This window comes from Pseudomonas sp. GW821-FHT01D09, from assembly GCF_059422465.1.
On the sequence record NZ_JBWKWY010000036.1, the window covers coordinates 41712 to 58690 of the forward strand.

At 64.0% G+C, this 16979-nt stretch carries 16 protein-coding genes; 3 read left to right on the top strand and 13 right to left on the bottom strand.

Going from position 1 to position 16979, the window contains the following annotated elements; genetic code table 11:
* Nucleotides 1-36: 36 nt before the first annotated feature.
* Nucleotides 37-951 carry a LysR family transcriptional regulator gene (locus tag AC07W7_RS23580; protein WP_076963184.1) on the top strand — a complete coding sequence of 305 codons (915 nt, stop codon included), beginning with the start codon at nt 37-39 and terminating at the stop codon, nt 949-951.
* A 42-nt stretch (nt 952-993) separates the two neighbouring features.
* On the opposite strand, the gene madM is transcribed toward AC07W7_RS23580, so the two are convergent.
* From madM to AC07W7_RS23635, 11 genes are all read right to left on the bottom strand, one after another.
* Entirely contained in the window at nt 994-1758 is a 765-nt protein-coding gene (madM, locus tag AC07W7_RS23585; protein WP_495040219.1) for a malonate transporter subunit MadM, read from the bottom strand.
* 5 nt (nt 1759-1763) lie between these two features.
* Nucleotides 1764-2156: a malonate transporter subunit MadL gene (gene madL, locus AC07W7_RS23590; protein WP_076963182.1), complete on the bottom strand. Its 393-nt coding sequence runs from the start codon at nt 2154-2156 to the stop codon at nt 1764-1766.
* A 66-nt stretch (nt 2157-2222) separates the two neighbouring features.
* Nucleotides 2223-3128 carry a malonate decarboxylase subunit epsilon gene (gene mdcH / locus AC07W7_RS23595; RefSeq protein WP_495040220.1) on the bottom strand — a complete coding sequence of 302 codons (906 nt, stop codon included), beginning with the start codon at nt 3126-3128 and terminating at the stop codon, nt 2223-2225.
* On the bottom strand, nt 3125-3721 hold the full coding sequence (locus tag AC07W7_RS23600; protein ID WP_495040221.1) for a malonate decarboxylase holo-ACP synthase: 597 nt from the start codon (nt 3719-3721) through the stop codon (nt 3125-3127). The genes mdcH and AC07W7_RS23600 overlap by 4 nt, the downstream gene beginning before the upstream one ends.
* Nucleotides 3715-4494 (bottom strand): biotin-independent malonate decarboxylase subunit gamma, encoded by a 780-nt coding sequence (mdcE, locus tag AC07W7_RS23605; RefSeq protein WP_495040222.1) that lies wholly within the window; start codon nt 4492-4494, stop codon nt 3715-3717. Before mdcE ends, AC07W7_RS23600 begins: the two co-directional genes overlap by 7 nt.
* Nucleotides 4491-5333 (bottom strand): biotin-independent malonate decarboxylase subunit beta, encoded by an 843-nt coding sequence (locus AC07W7_RS23610; RefSeq protein WP_076963178.1) that lies wholly within the window; start codon nt 5331-5333, stop codon nt 4491-4493. The genes mdcE and AC07W7_RS23610 overlap by 4 nt, the downstream gene beginning before the upstream one ends.
* Entirely contained in the window at nt 5326-5625 is a 300-nt protein-coding gene (locus AC07W7_RS23615) for a malonate decarboxylase subunit delta (protein WP_495040223.1), read from the bottom strand. Before AC07W7_RS23615 ends, AC07W7_RS23610 begins: the two co-directional genes overlap by 8 nt.
* Entirely contained in the window at nt 5625-6482 is an 858-nt protein-coding gene (locus tag AC07W7_RS23620) for a triphosphoribosyl-dephospho-CoA synthase (protein ID WP_495040224.1), read from the bottom strand. The genes AC07W7_RS23615 and AC07W7_RS23620 overlap by 1 nt, the downstream gene beginning before the upstream one ends.
* Complete coding sequence (gene mdcA, locus AC07W7_RS23625) at nt 6483-8153, bottom strand: malonate decarboxylase subunit alpha (RefSeq protein WP_197883269.1); 1671 nt, start codon at nt 8151-8153, stop codon at nt 6483-6485.
* 101 nt (nt 8154-8254) lie between these two features.
* Entirely contained in the window at nt 8255-8971 is a 717-nt protein-coding gene (locus tag AC07W7_RS23630; protein WP_495040225.1) for a hypothetical protein, read from the bottom strand.
* 121 nt (nt 8972-9092) lie between these two features.
* Nucleotides 9093-9356: a DUF6124 family protein gene (locus AC07W7_RS23635; RefSeq protein ID WP_495040226.1), complete on the bottom strand. Its 264-nt coding sequence runs from the start codon at nt 9354-9356 to the stop codon at nt 9093-9095.
* Between the two features lie 484 nt (nt 9357-9840).
* On the opposite strand from AC07W7_RS23635, the gene AC07W7_RS23640 reads away from it, so the two are divergent.
* Complete coding sequence (locus tag AC07W7_RS23640; RefSeq protein WP_076963173.1) at nt 9841-10119, top strand: type II toxin-antitoxin system RelE/ParE family toxin; 279 nt, start codon at nt 9841-9843, stop codon at nt 10117-10119.
* 14 nt (nt 10120-10133) lie between these two features.
* Nucleotides 10134-10421 (top strand): HigA family addiction module antitoxin, encoded by a 288-nt coding sequence (locus AC07W7_RS23645; RefSeq protein WP_099168625.1) that lies wholly within the window; start codon nt 10134-10136, stop codon nt 10419-10421.
* Nucleotides 10422-10575: 154 nt separating this feature from the next.
* Here AC07W7_RS23645 and AC07W7_RS23650 read toward each other — a convergent pair whose 3' ends face one another.
* Both AC07W7_RS23650 and AC07W7_RS23655 read right to left on the bottom strand, forming a co-directional pair.
* Nucleotides 10576-11031: a chemotaxis protein CheW gene (locus tag AC07W7_RS23650; protein ID WP_057440365.1), complete on the bottom strand. Its 456-nt coding sequence runs from the start codon at nt 11029-11031 to the stop codon at nt 10576-10578.
* Nucleotides 11024-16879, bottom strand: coding sequence for an Hpt domain-containing protein (locus tag AC07W7_RS23655; protein WP_495040227.1), 5856 nt, complete (start codon nt 16877-16879; stop codon nt 11024-11026). The genes AC07W7_RS23650 and AC07W7_RS23655 overlap by 8 nt, the downstream gene beginning before the upstream one ends.
* Nucleotides 16880-16979: the final 100 nt, after the last annotated feature.

Below are 16979 nucleotides of genomic sequence, written 5' to 3' on the forward strand. Positions count from 1 at the left end.
GGCACAATCGAGCGCATTCCAATAAGAGCCACCGCCATGCTGATCGACGAAGAATTCACCCTCAAGAAACTGGAAATCTTCCTGGCCTTCATGCGCACCGGCAACCTGGCCCGCGCCGCCGCCGAATTGCACACCAGCAATGTCAGCGTGCACCGCGCCATCCACTCCCTGGAAAACGCCCTGCGCTGCCCGCTGTTCAAGCACGAAGGGCGCAACCTCACCCCGCTGGAAAGCGCCTACGTGCTCGAAGAACGCGCGCAAAAGCTGGTGCAGGACGTGGTCGACAGCGTGCGCCTGACCCGCGAAGCCGCTGGCTTCTCCGCCGAGCGTTTCAAGCTCGGCGCCTTGTATTCACTGACGGTCAAGACCGTGCCGCAACTGATCATGGGCCTGAAAATCAGGCGCAGCGAGCTGAATATCGACCTGATCCTGGGCTCCAACGTCGACCTGATGTACAAGCTCAAGAACATGGAAGTGGATGCGATCCTGATCTCCCTCGACGACCAGGCCGTCGAGCCGGACTGCGCGCAGATCCAGCTGTTTTGCGACGACATCTTCCTCGCCACCCCCGCCGACTCGCCCCTGGACCGCGAACAGGAAATCGACCTGGCCCAGGTGCGCGACGCCACCTTCATCACCCTGACCCAAGGCTTCGCCACCCACCAGGACGGCGCACGGGTGTTCAAACAGGCGGGTTTCGAGCCGAAGGTGGCGATGCAGGTCAACGACATCTTTACCCTGCTGAGCATGGTCAGCTCGGGCGTTGGCTATGCGCTGCTGCCGGGGAGGATTGCGGCGGTGTATGAGAACCGGGTCAAGCTGATCCCGTTGCAGCCACGCTACCGGTTGCAGCAGCACATAGGCGTGGTGTTCTTGAAAGCCAAGGAGCGCGATCCGAATTTGCTGGCGTTGTTGGCGGAGTGTCGGATGTATGCCAATCGGCAGGTTTGAAACCGCCATCGCAGGCCCTATCTTTCAATAACGATCTACGCCCTAGCCCACCAACCCCCGCATCACCAAAAACAACAACGAAGGCCCCAACAAACACCCCAGCGCCGTATAAAACGCCGCTGTCAGGCAACCATAAGGCACCAGCTTCGGGTCAGTCGCCGCCAACCCGCCCGCCACACCGCTGGACGTGCCCATCAACCCGCCAAAGATCACCGCACTGCGCGGGCTATTCAGGCCGATCAGCGGCGCGACGAACGGGGTCATGACCATCACCAAAATGGCCTTGATCAACCCCGCCGCAATGGACAGCGCCATCACCTCGGAACTGGCGCCAATCGCCGCGCCGGTCACTGGCCCGACGATGTAGGTCACAGCCCCGGCGCCGATGGTGGTCAGGCTCACTGCATCGGTATAACCAAACGCCATGGCCACCCCGACGCCGGCGATAAATGACGAGCCGACGCCGACAAACAATGCCAGCACCCCCACATACCCGGCGCGCTTGAGCTCATCGACACTCACCCCGAACGCGGTGGCGACGATGGCAAAGTCGCGCAGCATCGCCCCGCCCAGCAGGCCGATGCCCGACAGCAGCGGGATATCCACCACGCCCTTGGCCCCGCCGGTAAACGCACCGCCCACATAGGACAACACCAGCCCCAGCAGGATTGCGATGGCCGAGCCATGCAGGCGGCCTTTGGTGAAGGTGTCGCTGATCCAATAGGACACCCACATGGTCAGGCCGATCACCGCAAAACCACTGATCAGGCCGTAGCCGGTGATGACTTTCATCAAGGATTCATACATGGCGCTCACCCTGCCGACTTGGGAGTGACGACCGCATCCGGCTCACGCTTGCCGATGCGTACCAGCACCGGCACCAGGGCAAATGCCACCAGCACCGCGCAGGTGCCGGCAAGGATCGCCATGGGGCCGCCACTGATGGCGCCATACACGTTTTGCTGGGCGGCCATGGCCACCACAATCGGGATATACACCGCCGCCCAGAAGCTCACACCCTGCTCCGACTTGCCGGTAAACAGGCCACGCTTGCCCAGGTAGCTGCCCAGGCCGATCAGCAGCAACATCGCGATCCCCACCCCGCCGACGTTGGCCGGGATGCCCATCCATTGGCCCAGCAGCTCGCCGACAAACAGGCCTGCCAGGGTACACAGGGCCAGAAACGCCACACCGTAAATAATCATGCTGGTAGTCCTCTTGATGCTTGATCGAAATTGTTGTTTTTGTGCTTCGACAGCCAAGGTCATGCTTTATCGATGGTGGCGGCCCTCCTGTTCCAGCAAGGCCTGCAAGGTGTCCAGGCGCGCGCCCTCGAAGGCGATCACCGTGCCTTGCTCAAATACCCGCCGCGCAAGGCCGGTGAGGACCGCACCCGGGGGCAGTTCGATATGCAGGCGCACGCCGCGCTCATAAGCGCTTTGCACAGTGCCGCGCCAATCGACGAGGCGACACATGTTGGACGCCAGGTCGTCGCGCAACTGCGCGGGATCACGAATTGGCCGCGCCCGGGTGCTGCTCAGGTAGGGGATGGCCGGCGCCTTGAGCGTGACCTTGGCGAACGCCTCGGCCAGTGTTTGCGCAGGCGTATCCAGCAACGCGCAATGGGACGGCACGCTGACGGCCAGGCGCTTAGCCACGCCCTGGCCTTTGACGCGATCCGCGACCCGTTGCATGGCTGCGTCGCTGCCGGCAATCACGCACTGGTTGTCGGCATTGATATTGGCCAGGTACACCGGTGAATCGGGGCCATGGACTTCGGCCAGCACATTTTCGACGGTGGATAACTCCACGCCGATCAGCGCGGTCATGCCATAGCCCTGTGGATAAGCGCGCTGCATCAGCTCGCCGCGCAGGCTGACCAGCCGCAGCGCATCGGCAAACGCCAGGGCGCCGGCAATCACCGCCGCCGGATACGCGCCGATGGACAGACCCGCCACGTAGTCCGGCGTGTGTTGCAACTGACGGGCATGGGCCACGCCGGTGATCAGCAGGCACAGTTGCACAGCGCGGGTGCTGGCCAGGGCCTGCGCCGAATCGAGCTGGCGTACATCTTCGCCCAACACGTCACGGGCCTCATCGAGGACGCTGGCGGGCAGTTGCTGGAGCATGCCCGGGCGTTGGGCGCCCTGCCCCGGAAACACCAGGAGGCTGCTCATGCCACGGCCTGCCAAGGGTCGCTGACCAGTTGCGCACCGCTGGCGGTTTTCAGCAGCACCCGCCGCGCTGGGCCGGCCCATTCCCGCAAGGCGACCGCGCCGTAAGGGGTTTGCAATTGCAGGTCCACGGCACACGGCGCGGTGTCCAGAATCGCCAGCAGAGCCTCGGCCTCGCCACGCTCAAGACGCTCGGGAGTGCGCAGCAGCAAATCCAGGTCGCTCTGGGCATGCAGTGCCTCAATGCCCGTGGCCAACTCGAAACCCGCGCTGCCGGTAATCCCCCAAACCTTGCACGCCAGCACCGGGCGCAGTTGATCGAGGGCGCACAACGCCGGCAAATCCCGGGGCGAAATCACCCCGCACAGCGCCTCCGGCGTCACCCGCCTTTGCACTATCGCCTGGGGCATCACGGCCGCAAAACGCTGCTCACGCAAACGCCCGCGCACACCCACCGCCACATAGCCCGGTTCGGCCAGCGCCCGGCGCACCACCACCGGGTGTCCCGCAGCGATCACCGCCCGTACCCAGGCCGGTGCGTCAGCCGGCAGGTGCGCCAGGGTCATGCCCCAGAGCAAGTCGTGGGCGTTCACCATTGTTCCCGCAGCAGCTGGCGTACATGGCTGGACGCGGCACGGTTGGCGGCGCCCAGGCGCCCGCGCAAATCCCGCACGCCGCTGTTCTGCACCTCCTCGATCGCCTGCACCAGGCAATCCCTGACCTGCGCCAGGTCGGCGGCGGTTGGTTGTTCAATCTGGCTGACCGTCAGGGTTTCCCAGAGCAAGCCGAGGCTGGCATAGCTGTCGATGTCATAGGCCATGGGCGGCACGCTGGCAGCCAGGGCTTCCAGTTCTTCGACGCTGCGCAGGGTGACTCGCGCCGCCGAGGCCTTGCCCATGGCGTGCACCATCACCCCAGGGTCGCGCAGGGCAATCAGACGATTGGCCTGGTAGCCATGGGCGAGAAACGCCCCGGACATGGCCTTGCCCACCAGCAACCCGATCACCGGGTGCCCGGCCAGGCGCGCACGGGCATAACTGTCCGCTGCCGCCGCCAGGGCCTGATGAATGCCCAGGGCTTCTTCGCGGCGCCCATAGGCCTGGCTCGGCACGTCGACGATGGCAATGATCGGGCGCTGATCGCCGCAGGCGATGGCTTCATCCACCGCCTTGGCCAGGCCCCAGCCTTCCAGCAGGCCGACTTCGCCCTGGCGAGCACGGGGGAAGCGGTTGGCGGCATCCGGCACCACCGCGATAAAGCGCACGGCCTGCTCGCCGAGCAGGCCATCGGCGACTTTCAACGATGCCGGCAAACCCGCCACAGGCGCTGCGCCAGCGCTTAATGCGTTGAACCACTGCAAGCCTCTCATGGGCGTTCTCCCTGATACAGGTCGCGAACCGTGGCCGGCTCGATCTGCGGCTCGGTGTCCAGCGCAGCCAGGCGCGCCAGGTAATAGTCAGCCTGGCGGCTGCGTTGCGAGGCCGGCAAACCTTGCTGCAACAGTTCACTGATCTGCTGGCGGATCTGCGCCACATCGTCCGCCACATAGCGGTCGGCCAAACCCGTGTTGAAGCGCTGCTCGCCGCCGGTCAGGCTCCAGATAAAGGGCCGGTCGCGGGAGTCGTATTCTTCCAGGCCGGCTTCCTGCTCGATCACTTGCGGACCGTTCAGGCCCAGGCGCGCTTCGCGGGTCACCAACAGGTAGCTGCACAGGCCTGCGGCAATCGACATGCCGCCAAAACAGCCAACGCTACCGGCCACCACGCCGATCACCGGCTGGTACTGGCGCAGGTCGACAATCGCCGCGTGGATATCGGCAATCGCCGCCAGCCCGAGGTTGGCTTCCTGCAAGCGCACGCCGCCGGTTTCCAGCAGCAACACAGCCCGCGTGGGAATGCCATTGCGGTTGTCCTCGGCGGCCAGTTCCAGGGCACCGGCGATTTTCGCGCCGCCCACTTCACCCAGGCTGCCGCCCTGGAAGTTGCCTTCGATGGCCGCAATCACCAGCGCCAGGCCGTCGAGCGTGCCCTTGGCAATCACCACCCCATCGTCAGCCTGCGGCACCACGCCCTGGCGGCTCAACCACGGCGACATCACACGCTGGAACGGGTCGATCAGTTCGCGGTAGCTGCCGGCATCGAGCAAGGCCTTGGCCCGCTGGCGGGCGCCGAGTTCGACGAAGCTGTGCCTATTGAGTAAATCAGTCATGACCCAGCTCCTCGAAACCTTGCTCCAGGCGCAAACGCACCACGCCGGGGGTGGCGCCAAAATCGTGGATCTGGATGTTCAAGGCCGGTGGCGTCTGCTCCTGGAAGATCCGTTGGAACAGATGCTGCCAGCGTTGCTCGGCGCCATTGACCGAGGTGTGCACCTGGATGCTCAAGGTGCCCGCCATGCCCGGCTCCAGCAGCACTTCAAGGTCGCCGGAACCGACGCAACCCACCAGCGCACGGCCTTTGGGCGGCTGACCGGCGGGGAATTCAAAGGATAGGGTTTCCATCAAAACGCTCCGTCGCAAGACTCGATGCGGTCGATAAACAGGCAGGCGGCCAACAGGTCGGCGGCGCCACCGGGGGAGGCATTCAGCGCCAGCAGTTGCTGGTCCAGCTCATTGAGGCGACGCCGCCCGGCCAGGCTCGCGCTGCCGCCCGCATCCAGCACGGCCTGGGCGCCCCGTTGCATGGCCTGCAAGCCATCGGTGCCGGCGCGGTAGAGCACGCAGGTGTCGGCCAGTTGGGTCATGATCGCCAGCAGCGCATCGAGGCGCGCGTTCTGCTCGCCGTGTTGTTGCAAACGGCTTGCGCGCAGTTGCGGCAGGCCCCGTTGCAACACCGCGGGGAAGCCCAGTTGCGCCTCTTCGCGGGCGCCACGTACGCCATAGCGTTGCGCGACCTGCGCGCCATGGCTCAACGGTTGCGGGGCAAAACGGTCATTGAGCAGGGCCAGGCGCGCAGCCCTTAAAGTCAGCGCATTGGCCGTGCGCGAAGCAGGCGCCAGCGCGGCGGCGGCCACCAGCAGGCCAAGGGCCCAGATCGCACCACGGTGGGTATTCACGCCCTGGGTAGTGGCGAGCATCGCCTGCTCGCCTTCGCGGCCGATCCGGCCCAGGGCTTCGCGCAGCGGCAGGCCGATCTCGCCCAGGGCAATCGCCGCTTCGGCCATTTCCTTGAAGGCCGGCCACAAGGACAGCGCCGAGGCGTGCATCAGGCCCAGGTGCAAATCGTGATGGGCGCCATTGCCGCGCCGATCCACCAGCGCCGGCTTGGGCGACAGGTCCGCTTCGTCGATCAGTGCATCGACCGCCAGGTCCGCCAGTTGCTCGGCCAGGGTCAGAGTGTGCCGTTTGAGTGCGTGCATTTACCAGCTCCTGAACTTGGCGGGCGGGTTGTACAGACCACCGGACCAGTCCACCAGGTCGGCCACGCTTTTGGCCGCCAGCAGTTCGCGGGTGGCGTCGGTGCGGCGGATGCCGAGGTCTTCGGGCCAGGCGATCAGGCCTTCGCGGCGCATGCGCGCGGTGTCCTTGGGGTTGTGGCGCAGGCCGATGGCGGTCACCCCGGCCACTGCGGCGATCATCGCCTGGCGCTCTTCCAGGGAGCGTGCCTTGTATAGATAGGCAATGCCTTCTTCGGTGAGCAAGTGGGTCACGTCGTCGCCGTAGATCATGATCGGCGCCAGGGGCATGCCGCTTTTGCGCGCCACTTCCACCGCGTCGAGGGTGTCGACGAAGGTCGGTTTGCCGCCCTCCTGGAAGGTCTCGACCATTTGCACGACGAGTTTTTTGCCGCGCTCCAGCAGGGCTTCGGGGGCATCGTCATGGCGCATATCGAGCCAGGCCGGGGTGCCGTGGCGGCGCCCGCGTGGGTCGTGGCCCATGTTCGGCGCGCCGCCAAACCCGGCGAGCCGGCCACGGGTCACGGTGGACGAATGACCGTCGCCATCCACCTGCAACGTGGCGCCGATAAACAGGTCCACCGCGTATTGCCCCGCCAGTTGGCAGAACATCCGGTTGGAACGCAACGAGCCGTCGCGGCCGGTGAAGAACACATCCGGGCGCGCGGCGATGTAGTTTTCCATGCCCAGTTCGGTGCCGAAACAATGCACGCTTTCAACCCAGCCGCTTTCGATGGCGGGGATCAGCGTGGGGTGCGGGTTGAGGGTCCAGTTGCGGCAGATCTTGCCTTTAAGGCCCAGGGACTCACCGTAGGTCGGCAGGATCAGTTCAATCGCGGCGGTATTGAAACCAATGCCATGGTTCAGCGACTGCACGTTGTGTTTTTCGTAGATGCCACGGATCGCCATCATCGCCATCAACACATGCACCGGCTTGATATGCCGGGGGTCGCGGGTGAACAGCGGTTCGATATAGAAAGGCTTGTCGGCCACCACCACGAAATCCACCCAACTGGCCGGGATATCCACCCGGGGCAAGTCGCTGACGTCGTCCACCAATTGGTTGACCTGCACGATGACGATGCCATCGCTGAAGGCCGCCGGCTCGATCAGCGCCGGGGTGTCTTCGGTACTGGGGCCGGTGTAGATATTGCCGGCGCGGTCGGCCATAAAACCGGCGGACAGCACCACGTTGGGGATCAGGTCCACCACCAGCCGTGCATAGAGTTCGATGTAGGTGTGGATCGCGCCGACCTCCAGCAGGCCGTCTTCGAGCAACTGGCTGATGCGCAGGGATTGGGTGCCAGCAAACGAAAAATCGAGCTTGCGCGCGATGCCCTTTTCAAACAGGTCCAGGTGCTCGGCGCGCCCGACGCTGGGCATGATCATGTGCAAGTCGTGGAGCACGGCCGGGTCGGCCTTGGCCAGGGAGCGCGAGAGAAAGTCGGCCTGCTTCTGGTTATTGCCTTCCAGCACCACACGGTCGCCGGGCAGGATCAGGGCTTGCAGGGCCTCGACGATCCGGTCGCTGGGCAGCACGGCCCCGTCGGCAAACGCCTGGACCAGCCCAAGCCGCCGCTGCTTCTCGTCGCGGCGCCGCGTCCAGCGCGAGTCGGGGGTTATGGTTGTTGTCATGGTCGCTCCACGGGTTCGCTGTCGTGGGGCTCACCATAGGAGTGAATCGCAGGGGTATCAATCAAGCTCGGTGGTGGACTGTTACGGTTGGAGTAACGGTCCTACAACCATTCCATACGCTGGCGCCATACGGTCCAGCCCATGGCAATGCCTGCCACAGTATGAAACCCCAGCACCGCCGCCAGGCTCCAGCTCACCAGCCCGGCAATCGCCTGCACATAGATCGGCACAAGCAGCAGCATCCATCCAAACAACAGGCACGCACCACGCTGCTCCCACTTCTTCAACCTACGCAGGTAGGCGACGATGGCACAGCCCAACGCGGCGCCCAGGAACACAACCAGCAGGCTCGTCACTGCATATCCTGTCATCACCGGCCAGCCCAGAGACCACAAGGGCAGGCAGACGACCGACAGGCTGAGGGCGCACACCAGAATAAACACAAACACATATTCAAAGATCGTCAGGCCCAGGCCACGGACGAAGATGCGTGCCTGCTCGCTTTCGTCCTTGGTCGGACCTTCCGAGATCGCCACCGCAAGCAGGCCCGAGCCCAGGCCTCCCAGGGTCATGACCACAAAATTGGTCACGATCTCTTTGATTTCCTTGCCGGTGTCGCTGAGCGTCAGCAGTTGCAGAAACCCCAGAATCAGCATCGCGCCCACCGACGTGATCCCGAACCCCACGAGCTTGCCGCGCCTGGTCGGGTATTGCATCGTCACGCTGGCGGTGATTACCAGCACCACAAACCACATCATTAAAGCGAAGGTAAACGGGTTGAGGTTATACAGCCGGGCAAATACGTCAAATAGCCACATTGGGTTGTTGCTTCCACCGAAAGACTCCTCGGGTTATCGGCGGGTTTACGTGAGGCTTTACCCGAGCAGGCATCAGTCCCAAAAAGGGAACGAACGGTCCCTTTCTGGGACTGATCAAGTTTTACGCAGCGACCGCAGGCGATATCTGCTCCAGCGCGCGTTCGACCAGCAGTTGGCCCAGTTCGGTCATTTGTTGGATGGCCAGGAGTACGCCGCGCTGGGCGCCGTTCAGCTCAAAGGCCAGGCCGCAGGTCAGGCCGCAGGTCAGGGCGTTGAGGGAGGCGAGGGTTTCGCTGGCGTTGACCAGCAGGGTTTCGGTGTTCTGGTGCGGGTTGACGGTGAAGATACTGGATGAGGTAGGCGGATTAGGGGTGGGTTTGATCATGGTGAACATCTCCGATATGTGAAGGAGACTGACACCGCTTGCTTGCACGCAAATCGGGTGGCAGCTGTGCGCAGGTGTGCAAGACCGGGCATATCGGACCCCGGCAGACCCGAAGGTCTCCCACGCACAGCCGCCATAACAAACACAGCAAGCATAAAAACGCCCGTTGAATGGCTATGGGCGTTGGTGCGCCGATATGTAACCGGACTTGCACGTCCGTGTCACCGTTTTTTGCGATGACCGACCAAGCCTAGGCGCGAAGGCGGCGAGCGACAAGTTCATGGGCGGCGCGAAAACGTGCGGGAAAAATCTGAAGGCATCATGCCGCACGATCATTCCTATAGGTTTTTAGGGTTGTTGCTCGGATGGCACCTCTCTAGCCTTTGGAATTTGAATCATCTCACCAGCAGAACATTATGAATCTGACCCTAAAACCCGATACAAGGCCATTGCAGAGCGTGATGTCTCACATCACAATCCATCCATGATCGTCAGTTGGAAACACAAGGGGCTCCAGAGCTTTTATGAAACAGGATCAACCAAAGGCATCAACGCGGGTCATGCGAAACGCTTGCGTCGTGTACTGCTGATTCTGGATAGCGCAGGACACCCGGGCGAATTGAATCTCCCAGGATGGCGTTTTCATCGACTCAAAGGCGATCTGCTCGACTACTGCTCCGTCAGCATTAGCGGTAACTGGCGCATCATTTTTCGTATGCTTGATGATCACGTCGAACTGGTTGATTACCTTGACTACCATTGAACAGGGGCACGTACATGGGTATGCACAACCCGCCACATCCCGGCGAAATCCTGCTTGAGGATGTGATGCCCAGCTTGGGCATCACCATTACCGAAATGGCCCGGCGGCTCGGCTTTGCCAGGGAAACATTCTCCAGGATCCTGCATGGTCACGCGCCAGTCAGCCCAGACCTTGCCGTGAGGTTGGAGCGGGCAGGCATCAGCAAAGCGCGGTTATGGTTGTCGATGCAAAGTACCTACGATCTTTGGCAAGCAGAGCACCGTGAACAACCGGTCATTGAGCGTTTTGCGCAGATTAAGTAAGGTTTGGCGCCAAGCGCAATCCAATATGGGAGCTTGCCTGCGATGCAGACGCTTCGGTGTGTCAGTTAAACCGAGGGGATGCTATCGCAGGCAAGCCAGCTCCCACACAAGCCAGCTCCCACATTGGGTCTTCAGAGATGCTGAGTACGGGTGTTCAGGCCAACCCAGCCTCGACCAGTAGCGCTTCCAGCCCCATCAGGTCCGGCACTTTCGCCACATGCTCGCCGACCTGTACCGCCGCCAGTTCCAGCGGTGATAGGGGGACGTCCACATAGCTCAACTGGCTGTCGAGCTTGTACGAGCGGGGAATGCCCTGGATCACCAGCGCGATAAATTTCAACGTCGGCCGCCCGCCCAGGGCGTTGAGCACCACAATCCGTGCGCGTTCGCTGACAACGCTGGTGCCACCGCAGGCGGCTTCAAAGCTGATCAGGGGCAGTTGCTGGTCGCGCCAGGTCACGGGCCGCAGGTACCACGGCGGGGCGTCGCTGGCCGGTTCGCCGCGCTGGAAGTCGATCAGTTCGGCCACCGCTACGTTGGGCAGCAGCAGGTGGCGATCAGCCAGGGGCAGCAGCAAGCCGGTGAGTTGGCTGGTGCGGTGGTCAAGCATGTTTCGGGCTCCAGTAGGCGATGCTTTCGAGCAACACCGACTCTTGATAGGGCTTGCCAAGGTAGTCGTTGACGCCAATCGCCATGGCCCGGTCGCGGTGTTTCTGGCCGGTGCGCGAAGTGATCATGATGATCGGCAGGCGTGCAAGCCGTGGGTCGTTGCGCACCTGGATCGCCACTTCAAAGCCATCCATGCGCGGCATTTCGATATCCAGCAACATCAGGTCGGGGGTGTGTTCTTCAAGCAAGGTGATGGCGTCGATGCCGTCCTTGGCGGTCAGCACGTTCATGCCGTTGCGTTCCAGCAGGCGGCTGGTGACTTTGCGTACGGTCACCGAGTCGTCCACCACCAGCACCAGCAACCGCTGTTTTTTCTGCGGTTCGTTGACCGCCAATGCCGTGTCCGCCGCCTGGGCCGGCAAGGCCGGGGCCAGGGCGCGGATATGCGCCAGCAGGTCGATGATCAACACCACGCGGCCATCGCCGAGGATGGTCGCCCCCGACAGCCCCTGCACCGCCGCAAACTGCGGGCCCAGGCCCTTGACCACGATTTCCCGGGTGCCGGCCATGTCATCCACCTGCACCGCAATATGCCGGTCGTTGCACTGCATCAGCAGCACCGGCAGCGGCTGGTTCTGCCCCAGCAGCTTGGGCCGGGCCACGGTGTGCAGCAGCTCGCCCAGGTAATACAACTCGTAGCGCTGACCGGCGTATTCATACACCGGCGGATCCAGTTGGTAATGCCCTTCCAGCTCGTTGGGCAATACGCGCACCAGGCCCTGGATGGTGTTCAGCGGAATCGCGTATTGGTCATCAAAACACTGCACCATCAATGCCCGGTTGACCGACACGGTAAACGGCAGGCGAATGCGAAAGTGCACGCCCAGCCCCGGCGTGGAGTCGATCACCATGCTGCCGCCCAACTGGCGCACTTCTTCATGCACCACGTCCATGCCCACGCCGCGCCCGGAGATCTGGGTGATTTTTTCGGCGGTGGAAAAGCCCGGCTGCAAGATGAACTGCAACACGTCGCGGTCGCTGATCTCCGTAGCCGGGTCCAGCAGGCCACGCTTGATCGCCTTGCGCCGCACCGCATCCAATGGCACGCCAGCGCCGTCGTCGCGCATGTCGAAGATGATGTCGCCGCCTTCGTGGCTCAAGTCCAGGGTGATTCGGCCTTTTTCCGGTTTGCCCGCCAACAGCCGTGCATCCCGCGATTCCAGGCCATGGTCGACGGCGTTGCGCAGCATATGTTCCAGGGGCGCGGCCATGCGCTCCAGCACGTTGCGGTCCATCTCGCCCTCGGCATTGCCGACCACGAACTCCACGTCCTTGCCCAGCTCGCCGGCCACTTGCCGCACGATCCGCTTGAGGCGCGGCAGCATGCGCTCGAACGGCACCATGCGCGTGCGCATCAGGCCTTCTTGCAGCTCGGTGTTGATCCGCGCCTGTTGCTGCAACAGGTTTTGCGCGTCCTGGTTGCGCTGGTCGAGGGTTTCCTTGAGGTCCAACAGGTCCGAGGCCGACTCGGACAACGCGCGGGACAGCTGTTGCAACTGGGAATGGCGATCCATTTCCAGCGGGTCGAATTCTTCGTAGCCCAGGCGCTCGGTCTCGGCGTGCTGGCGGCTGAGGATGCGCCCCTGGGTCTCGGTATCGAGGCGGCGCAGTTGGTCGCGCATGCGCTCGATGGTGGTTTCCACCTCGCTGAGGGCGGCGCGGGCATCGTTGACCTGCTGCTCGATGCGCCCACGGAAAATCGAGGTTTCGCCGGCAAGGTTGACCAGGTCATCCAGCAGCTCGGCAGAGATCTTCACCATGTCCGCGCCCGGCTCGCTGGCGGCCGGGGCTTCGGGTTTGCCGGTGGCCATGGCGACCGGTGCGGCCTGCTCTTCGCTAGGCTGGACCAGGCTTTTGATGCGCTCGATCAGGCGCTCCACCGAACCGACCGGCAACCCCGCCGCCACCGCCTCAACCATCTGCGCCAGGCGGTCGTGACAGCCCTGTAGCAGCGCAAACAGTTCGCTGGTGGGCGCCAACAAGCCCGCCGACAAGCCTTCGTAGAGAAACTCCAGCTCATGGGCCAGGTCGCCGATGGGGCCGATCTCGACCATGCGCGCGCCGCCCTTGAGGGTGTGCAGGTCGCGCAGCAGGGTCTCGACTTCCTGGCGGCCCTGGGGCTCGGCCTGCCAGCGCAACAGCGCGGCGCCGGAGCTGTCGAGGATGTCGGCGGCTTCTTCAAGGAAGATATCCAGCAGCTCGGGATCACTGCCGGCCCCCTGCACCTCGGGCGGCGCAGGCGCCGCCAGGGGCACGGCGTTCTGGCGCACTTCGCGCAAGCGGCTGATCAGGGTGCTGGAGTCGCTCAACGGTTGCTGCTCTTGCAACTGTTCCAACTGCAGGGCCAGGTGTTCATGGCTGTCCATCAACACTTGGGCGATTTCAGCGCAGTAGCTGTAGCGTCGGTCCACCAGGCCTTCGTAAAGGTTTTCCAGTTCCTGGGCCAGGTCGCCCACCGGGCCGATTTCGGCCATGCGCGCGCCCCCGCGCAGGGTGTGCAGGTCGCGTTGCAGGGACGACAGTGGCGCCACACTGTCGGGCTCCAGCAACCAGCGCTTGAGGGCCTGCCCGGCGCTGTCGAGGATATCCACCGCTTCCTCAAGGAAGATCTCGACAATCTCATCGTCCACCGCCCAGTCCTGTTGCAACTGGGTGGTGGCCGCGCCCAGTTCGGCAATGCTCAGGGCGCGGCTGCCATCGGTCTTGATCAGGCCGGTGGCGCTGGGGTCGAGCCCTTCATCGAGCAACTCGCGCAAGGCCCTCATGCGCGCCGGCGCCGGGCTGACTTCCTGGCCGGCAGCCAGTTGGTCGAGCATGTTGATCAGAGCTTCATGGGCCTGCTCGGCCTCCTGGAAAAATCGCTCGCCGACTGCCAGGCTGCTCTCTTCCACCGCGCCATACAGGTCAAGCAAGGCTTCGCACAGCTCATCCATCGGGTGCAGGTCGGCCAGGTGCGCGCCCTCGCCCAGGGTGGTCAGTTCATCCAGCAACGCACTGAGTTCCTGGCGCTCGCCCGGGTGTTGCTGCCAGCGGCGCAAGAGGCTTTCGGCGTCGAGCAGGATGTCCATGCCCTGGGCCAGGAAGTTGCTGATCAACTGTGGATCGCGCTTGACCCGCAAACCCGCGCTCGGCGCATTGAGGAAGGCTTCGAGCTGGCTGTCGAGACGCGCCTGGGTGCGCTCGATCAAGGACGGCGCGCCGTCGATGGGCGCCAGGGGGTCATTGTCCAACTGGCGCAGGCCGCGCTGGAACAGGGCTTCGCCCTCCAGCAGCAGGTCGATTTCCTCCAGGTCCAGGGCCAGGCGATGGGCCTTGTACTCGCGGGTCAGGTGGTCCAGCGGCCGCGCCAGTTCGGCGATGGGCAAGACGCCCGCCATGTAGGCACTGCCCTTGAGGGTATGCAGGGCACGTTGCAGTTCATCGCTGACCGGCAGCGGCATCTGTTCGGTGGCCTGGTGCAAAAAGCGATTGAGGCTGTCCAGGTGGCTCAGCGCTTCGTTGCGGAAGATCTCCAGCAGCAGCGGGTCAAGCGCGCTGTCATCCTGGGCCGCGGCCGGCGGTAACGATGCGCCACTGGCCAGGGCATGGGCGCGTGCGGCAAGGTGGTCGACATCATCGCGCTGGCGCTGGGTGTCGGCGGCGAATTCGGCGATCAAGGCCGGCAGCAGCACCAGCACGTCATCCAGCACCGCCTGGACCTCGGCGCCCGGCGCGACCACCCGCTCGAGCACGCGGTTGAGCAGGTTTTCCACGGCCCATGCCAGCTCCGCCAACACCAGGGCACGCACCATGCGCCCGCTGCCCTTGAGGGTATGGAAGGCGCGGCGCATATCGCTCAGGGCGGTCTTGTCTTGCAGGCTGGTGGCGCCTTGGGGCACCCGGCGCTGCAATACGTCCAGCACTTCGGCGGTTTCTTCCAGGAACACTTCGCGCAGTTCATCGTCCACCGGCTCTTCGTCAGCCGGCGGCGGCAGCAGGCTGCCCGGGCGTTGCAGGGCCGGCGGGTTGAGGCGTGGGGTCGGGCTGGCCAGGGCCTGGGCCAGGGTCTGGGAATCGGCCGGCAATTCATCGCTGGGTGCCGCGCGCTCCTGGCGCCAGGCTTGCTGCGCTGGCACAGGCGCATACCCCAGTGCCGCCAGCCCTTCAAAGGCGATGTCCAACACCCGCTCGCCCGGTGCGTCCGGGTCTTGCAGCATGCGCTCCAGGTAGTGTTCCAGGCTGGTGAGCACATCGGCGCAATGTTCCAGCTGCGCCGCCGGCGGCGCCGTGTCGTGGGCCATCCACTGTTCATCGACATACTCATTGAAGCTCCGCACCAGGCTCGCCGCGCGCGGCAGCGGGATCATCGCCAGGGCGCCACGCACCTGGGTCAGCAATTGCGGCAGGGACTCCAGGCGCTGCGTATCCCATTGCGCCTCAAGGCAGTCAATCACCAGCTCCCGCGCCTGCTTGAGGCACTGGCATGACTCCTTGATCACCAACTGGTGGATCTGGGTCAGGTCGGTGGTGGGCAGGCGGCTGTCTTCACGGTTTTGCGGTTCGACGGTGCCGACCATCCCGGCCAGGGTCGCTTCGACATACAGCAACGCCCCGGCCACATCCATCAACACCGCATCATTGGGCTCGCGCTGCCCCTGGGCCAGGCCCTGGACCACCGCCAACTGGTCGATGATCACTTTGCGCGGCTGGCCAAACCCCAATACCGCCAGGGTATCGGCGATCTGGCGCAACGGCGCCAGCAGGCTGTCCAGGCCGCCGATGTGCTGGCGGTCGCTGCGCACAAACAGGTCCAGGCGCTCCTTGACCCGCACCAACTCCTCACACAACGCACCGAGCACCGAGCCCATGGCGTTGCGGTCCGGCCCGGCCAGGCGCGCGCGCTCGGCATCGACCACGGTGCTGTCGGGCAAGGCTTCATCCAGGCCGTAGCGTTCCTTGAGGCTTTGCATGCGCGGCGTCGGCCGGGTGACTTTGGCGATGTAGAACAGCAGGCTCTTGAGCAACTGGTCCGGCGCCGGAGTATTGATCCCCTCGATGCCCTGGATTTGCAGGCGCTTGAGCACCTTGTCGCAGCTCTTGAGCAGGCTGCGCAACGCCGGGCTATTGGCGATGACGCCGGTGAGCATGCCTTCGGCCAGTGCCGAGGTGACTTGCCACAACGGCAGCAACGGCGCGCCATGGCACAGCGCTTCCAGTTGCGCGAAGACCCGCGTCATGTCTTCGAGGTTGCTCGGGCCGTGGTCTTCACGCAGTAGCCCGGCCAAGCCCTGTTGCAGCATTTGCCGCCATTGCTGCAGTTGCTCGGCAAAATCCGCCGGCGCCCGTTGGGCCAGGGCGTCCTCGGGCAGCGGTGCGATCACCAGCAGTTGCGGGCTGAACAGGCTGGTTTCCGAGAGCAGGCTTTTGCCATGCACACTGCGCAGGTCGTTGAGCAGCGGCAACACCACCAGGGGCAGGTCGCGCCGCGCGCTGTGCACACGCTCCAGGTACAACGGCAGTTGCCCGAGGGCCTGTTGCAGCAGGCGGATGCCTTCTTCGCGCTGGCTGACCTGCCCGGCCTGCAGGGCCTGGGCCAGGTGCTCCATTTCTTCTGCGAGCAGTGCAGCGCCGTAGAATTCGACCATTTGCAAGGCGCCATGGACCTGGTGAATGCCTTCCAGGCACTGCGCCAGGGCTTGCTCGCGGGCGTCGTCGGCAAAGGCGTCCAGCGCCGCACGGGCCTGCTTCAGGGTTTCGGCGATCTCGCCCTTGACCCATTCGAGGGCGACGTAGTCGTGCCGGTCAACCATAACGACTCCCGAGTGAGTTAACACCGCAATGGAAAGGTGGGAGCTGGCTTGCCTGCGATAGCGGTGGGGCAGTCGATATACATTGCGACTGCCCCACCGC

Excerpts from the sequence above, each read along its gene's own strand:
- AC07W7_RS23580 (WP_076963184.1), top strand. The coding sequence starts at position 37 with ATGCTGATCGACGAAGAATTCACCCTCAAGAAACTGGAAATCTTCCTG.
- madM (WP_495040219.1), bottom strand. The coding sequence starts at position 1,758 with ATGTATGAATCCTTGATGAAAGTCATCACCGGCTACGGCCTGATCAGT.
- madL (WP_076963182.1), bottom strand. The coding sequence starts at position 2,156 with ATGATTATTTACGGTGTGGCGTTTCTGGCCCTGTGTACCCTGGCAGGC.
- mdcH (WP_495040220.1), bottom strand. The coding sequence starts at position 3,128 with ATGAGCAGCCTCCTGGTGTTTCCGGGGCAGGGCGCCCAACGCCCGGGC.
- AC07W7_RS23600 (WP_495040221.1), bottom strand. The coding sequence starts at position 3,721 with ATGGTGAACGCCCACGACTTGCTCTGGGGCATGACCCTGGCGCACCTG.
- mdcE (WP_495040222.1), bottom strand. The coding sequence starts at position 4,494 with ATGAGAGGCTTGCAGTGGTTCAACGCATTAAGCGCTGGCGCAGCGCCT.
- AC07W7_RS23610 (WP_076963178.1), bottom strand. The coding sequence starts at position 5,333 with ATGACTGATTTACTCAATAGGCACAGCTTCGTCGAACTCGGCGCCCGC.
- AC07W7_RS23615 (WP_495040223.1), bottom strand. The coding sequence starts at position 5,625 with ATGGAAACCCTATCCTTTGAATTCCCCGCCGGTCAGCCGCCCAAAGGC.
- AC07W7_RS23620 (WP_495040224.1), bottom strand. The coding sequence starts at position 6,482 with ATGCACGCACTCAAACGGCACACTCTGACCCTGGCCGAGCAACTGGCG.
- mdcA (WP_197883269.1), bottom strand. The coding sequence starts at position 8,153 with ATGACAACAACCATAACCCCCGACTCGCGCTGGACGCGGCGCCGCGAC.
- AC07W7_RS23630 (WP_495040225.1), bottom strand. The coding sequence starts at position 8,971 with ATGTGGCTATTTGACGTATTTGCCCGGCTGTATAACCTCAACCCGTTT.
- AC07W7_RS23635 (WP_495040226.1), bottom strand. The coding sequence starts at position 9,356 with ATGATCAAACCCACCCCTAATCCGCCTACCTCATCCAGTATCTTCACC.
- AC07W7_RS23640 (WP_076963173.1), top strand. The coding sequence starts at position 9,841 with ATGATCGTCAGTTGGAAACACAAGGGGCTCCAGAGCTTTTATGAAACA.
- AC07W7_RS23645 (WP_099168625.1), top strand. The coding sequence starts at position 10,134 with ATGGGTATGCACAACCCGCCACATCCCGGCGAAATCCTGCTTGAGGAT.
- AC07W7_RS23650 (WP_057440365.1), bottom strand. The coding sequence starts at position 11,031 with ATGCTTGACCACCGCACCAGCCAACTCACCGGCTTGCTGCTGCCCCTG.
- AC07W7_RS23655 (WP_495040227.1), bottom strand. The coding sequence starts at position 16,879 with ATGGTTGACCGGCACGACTACGTCGCCCTCGAATGGGTCAAGGGCGAG.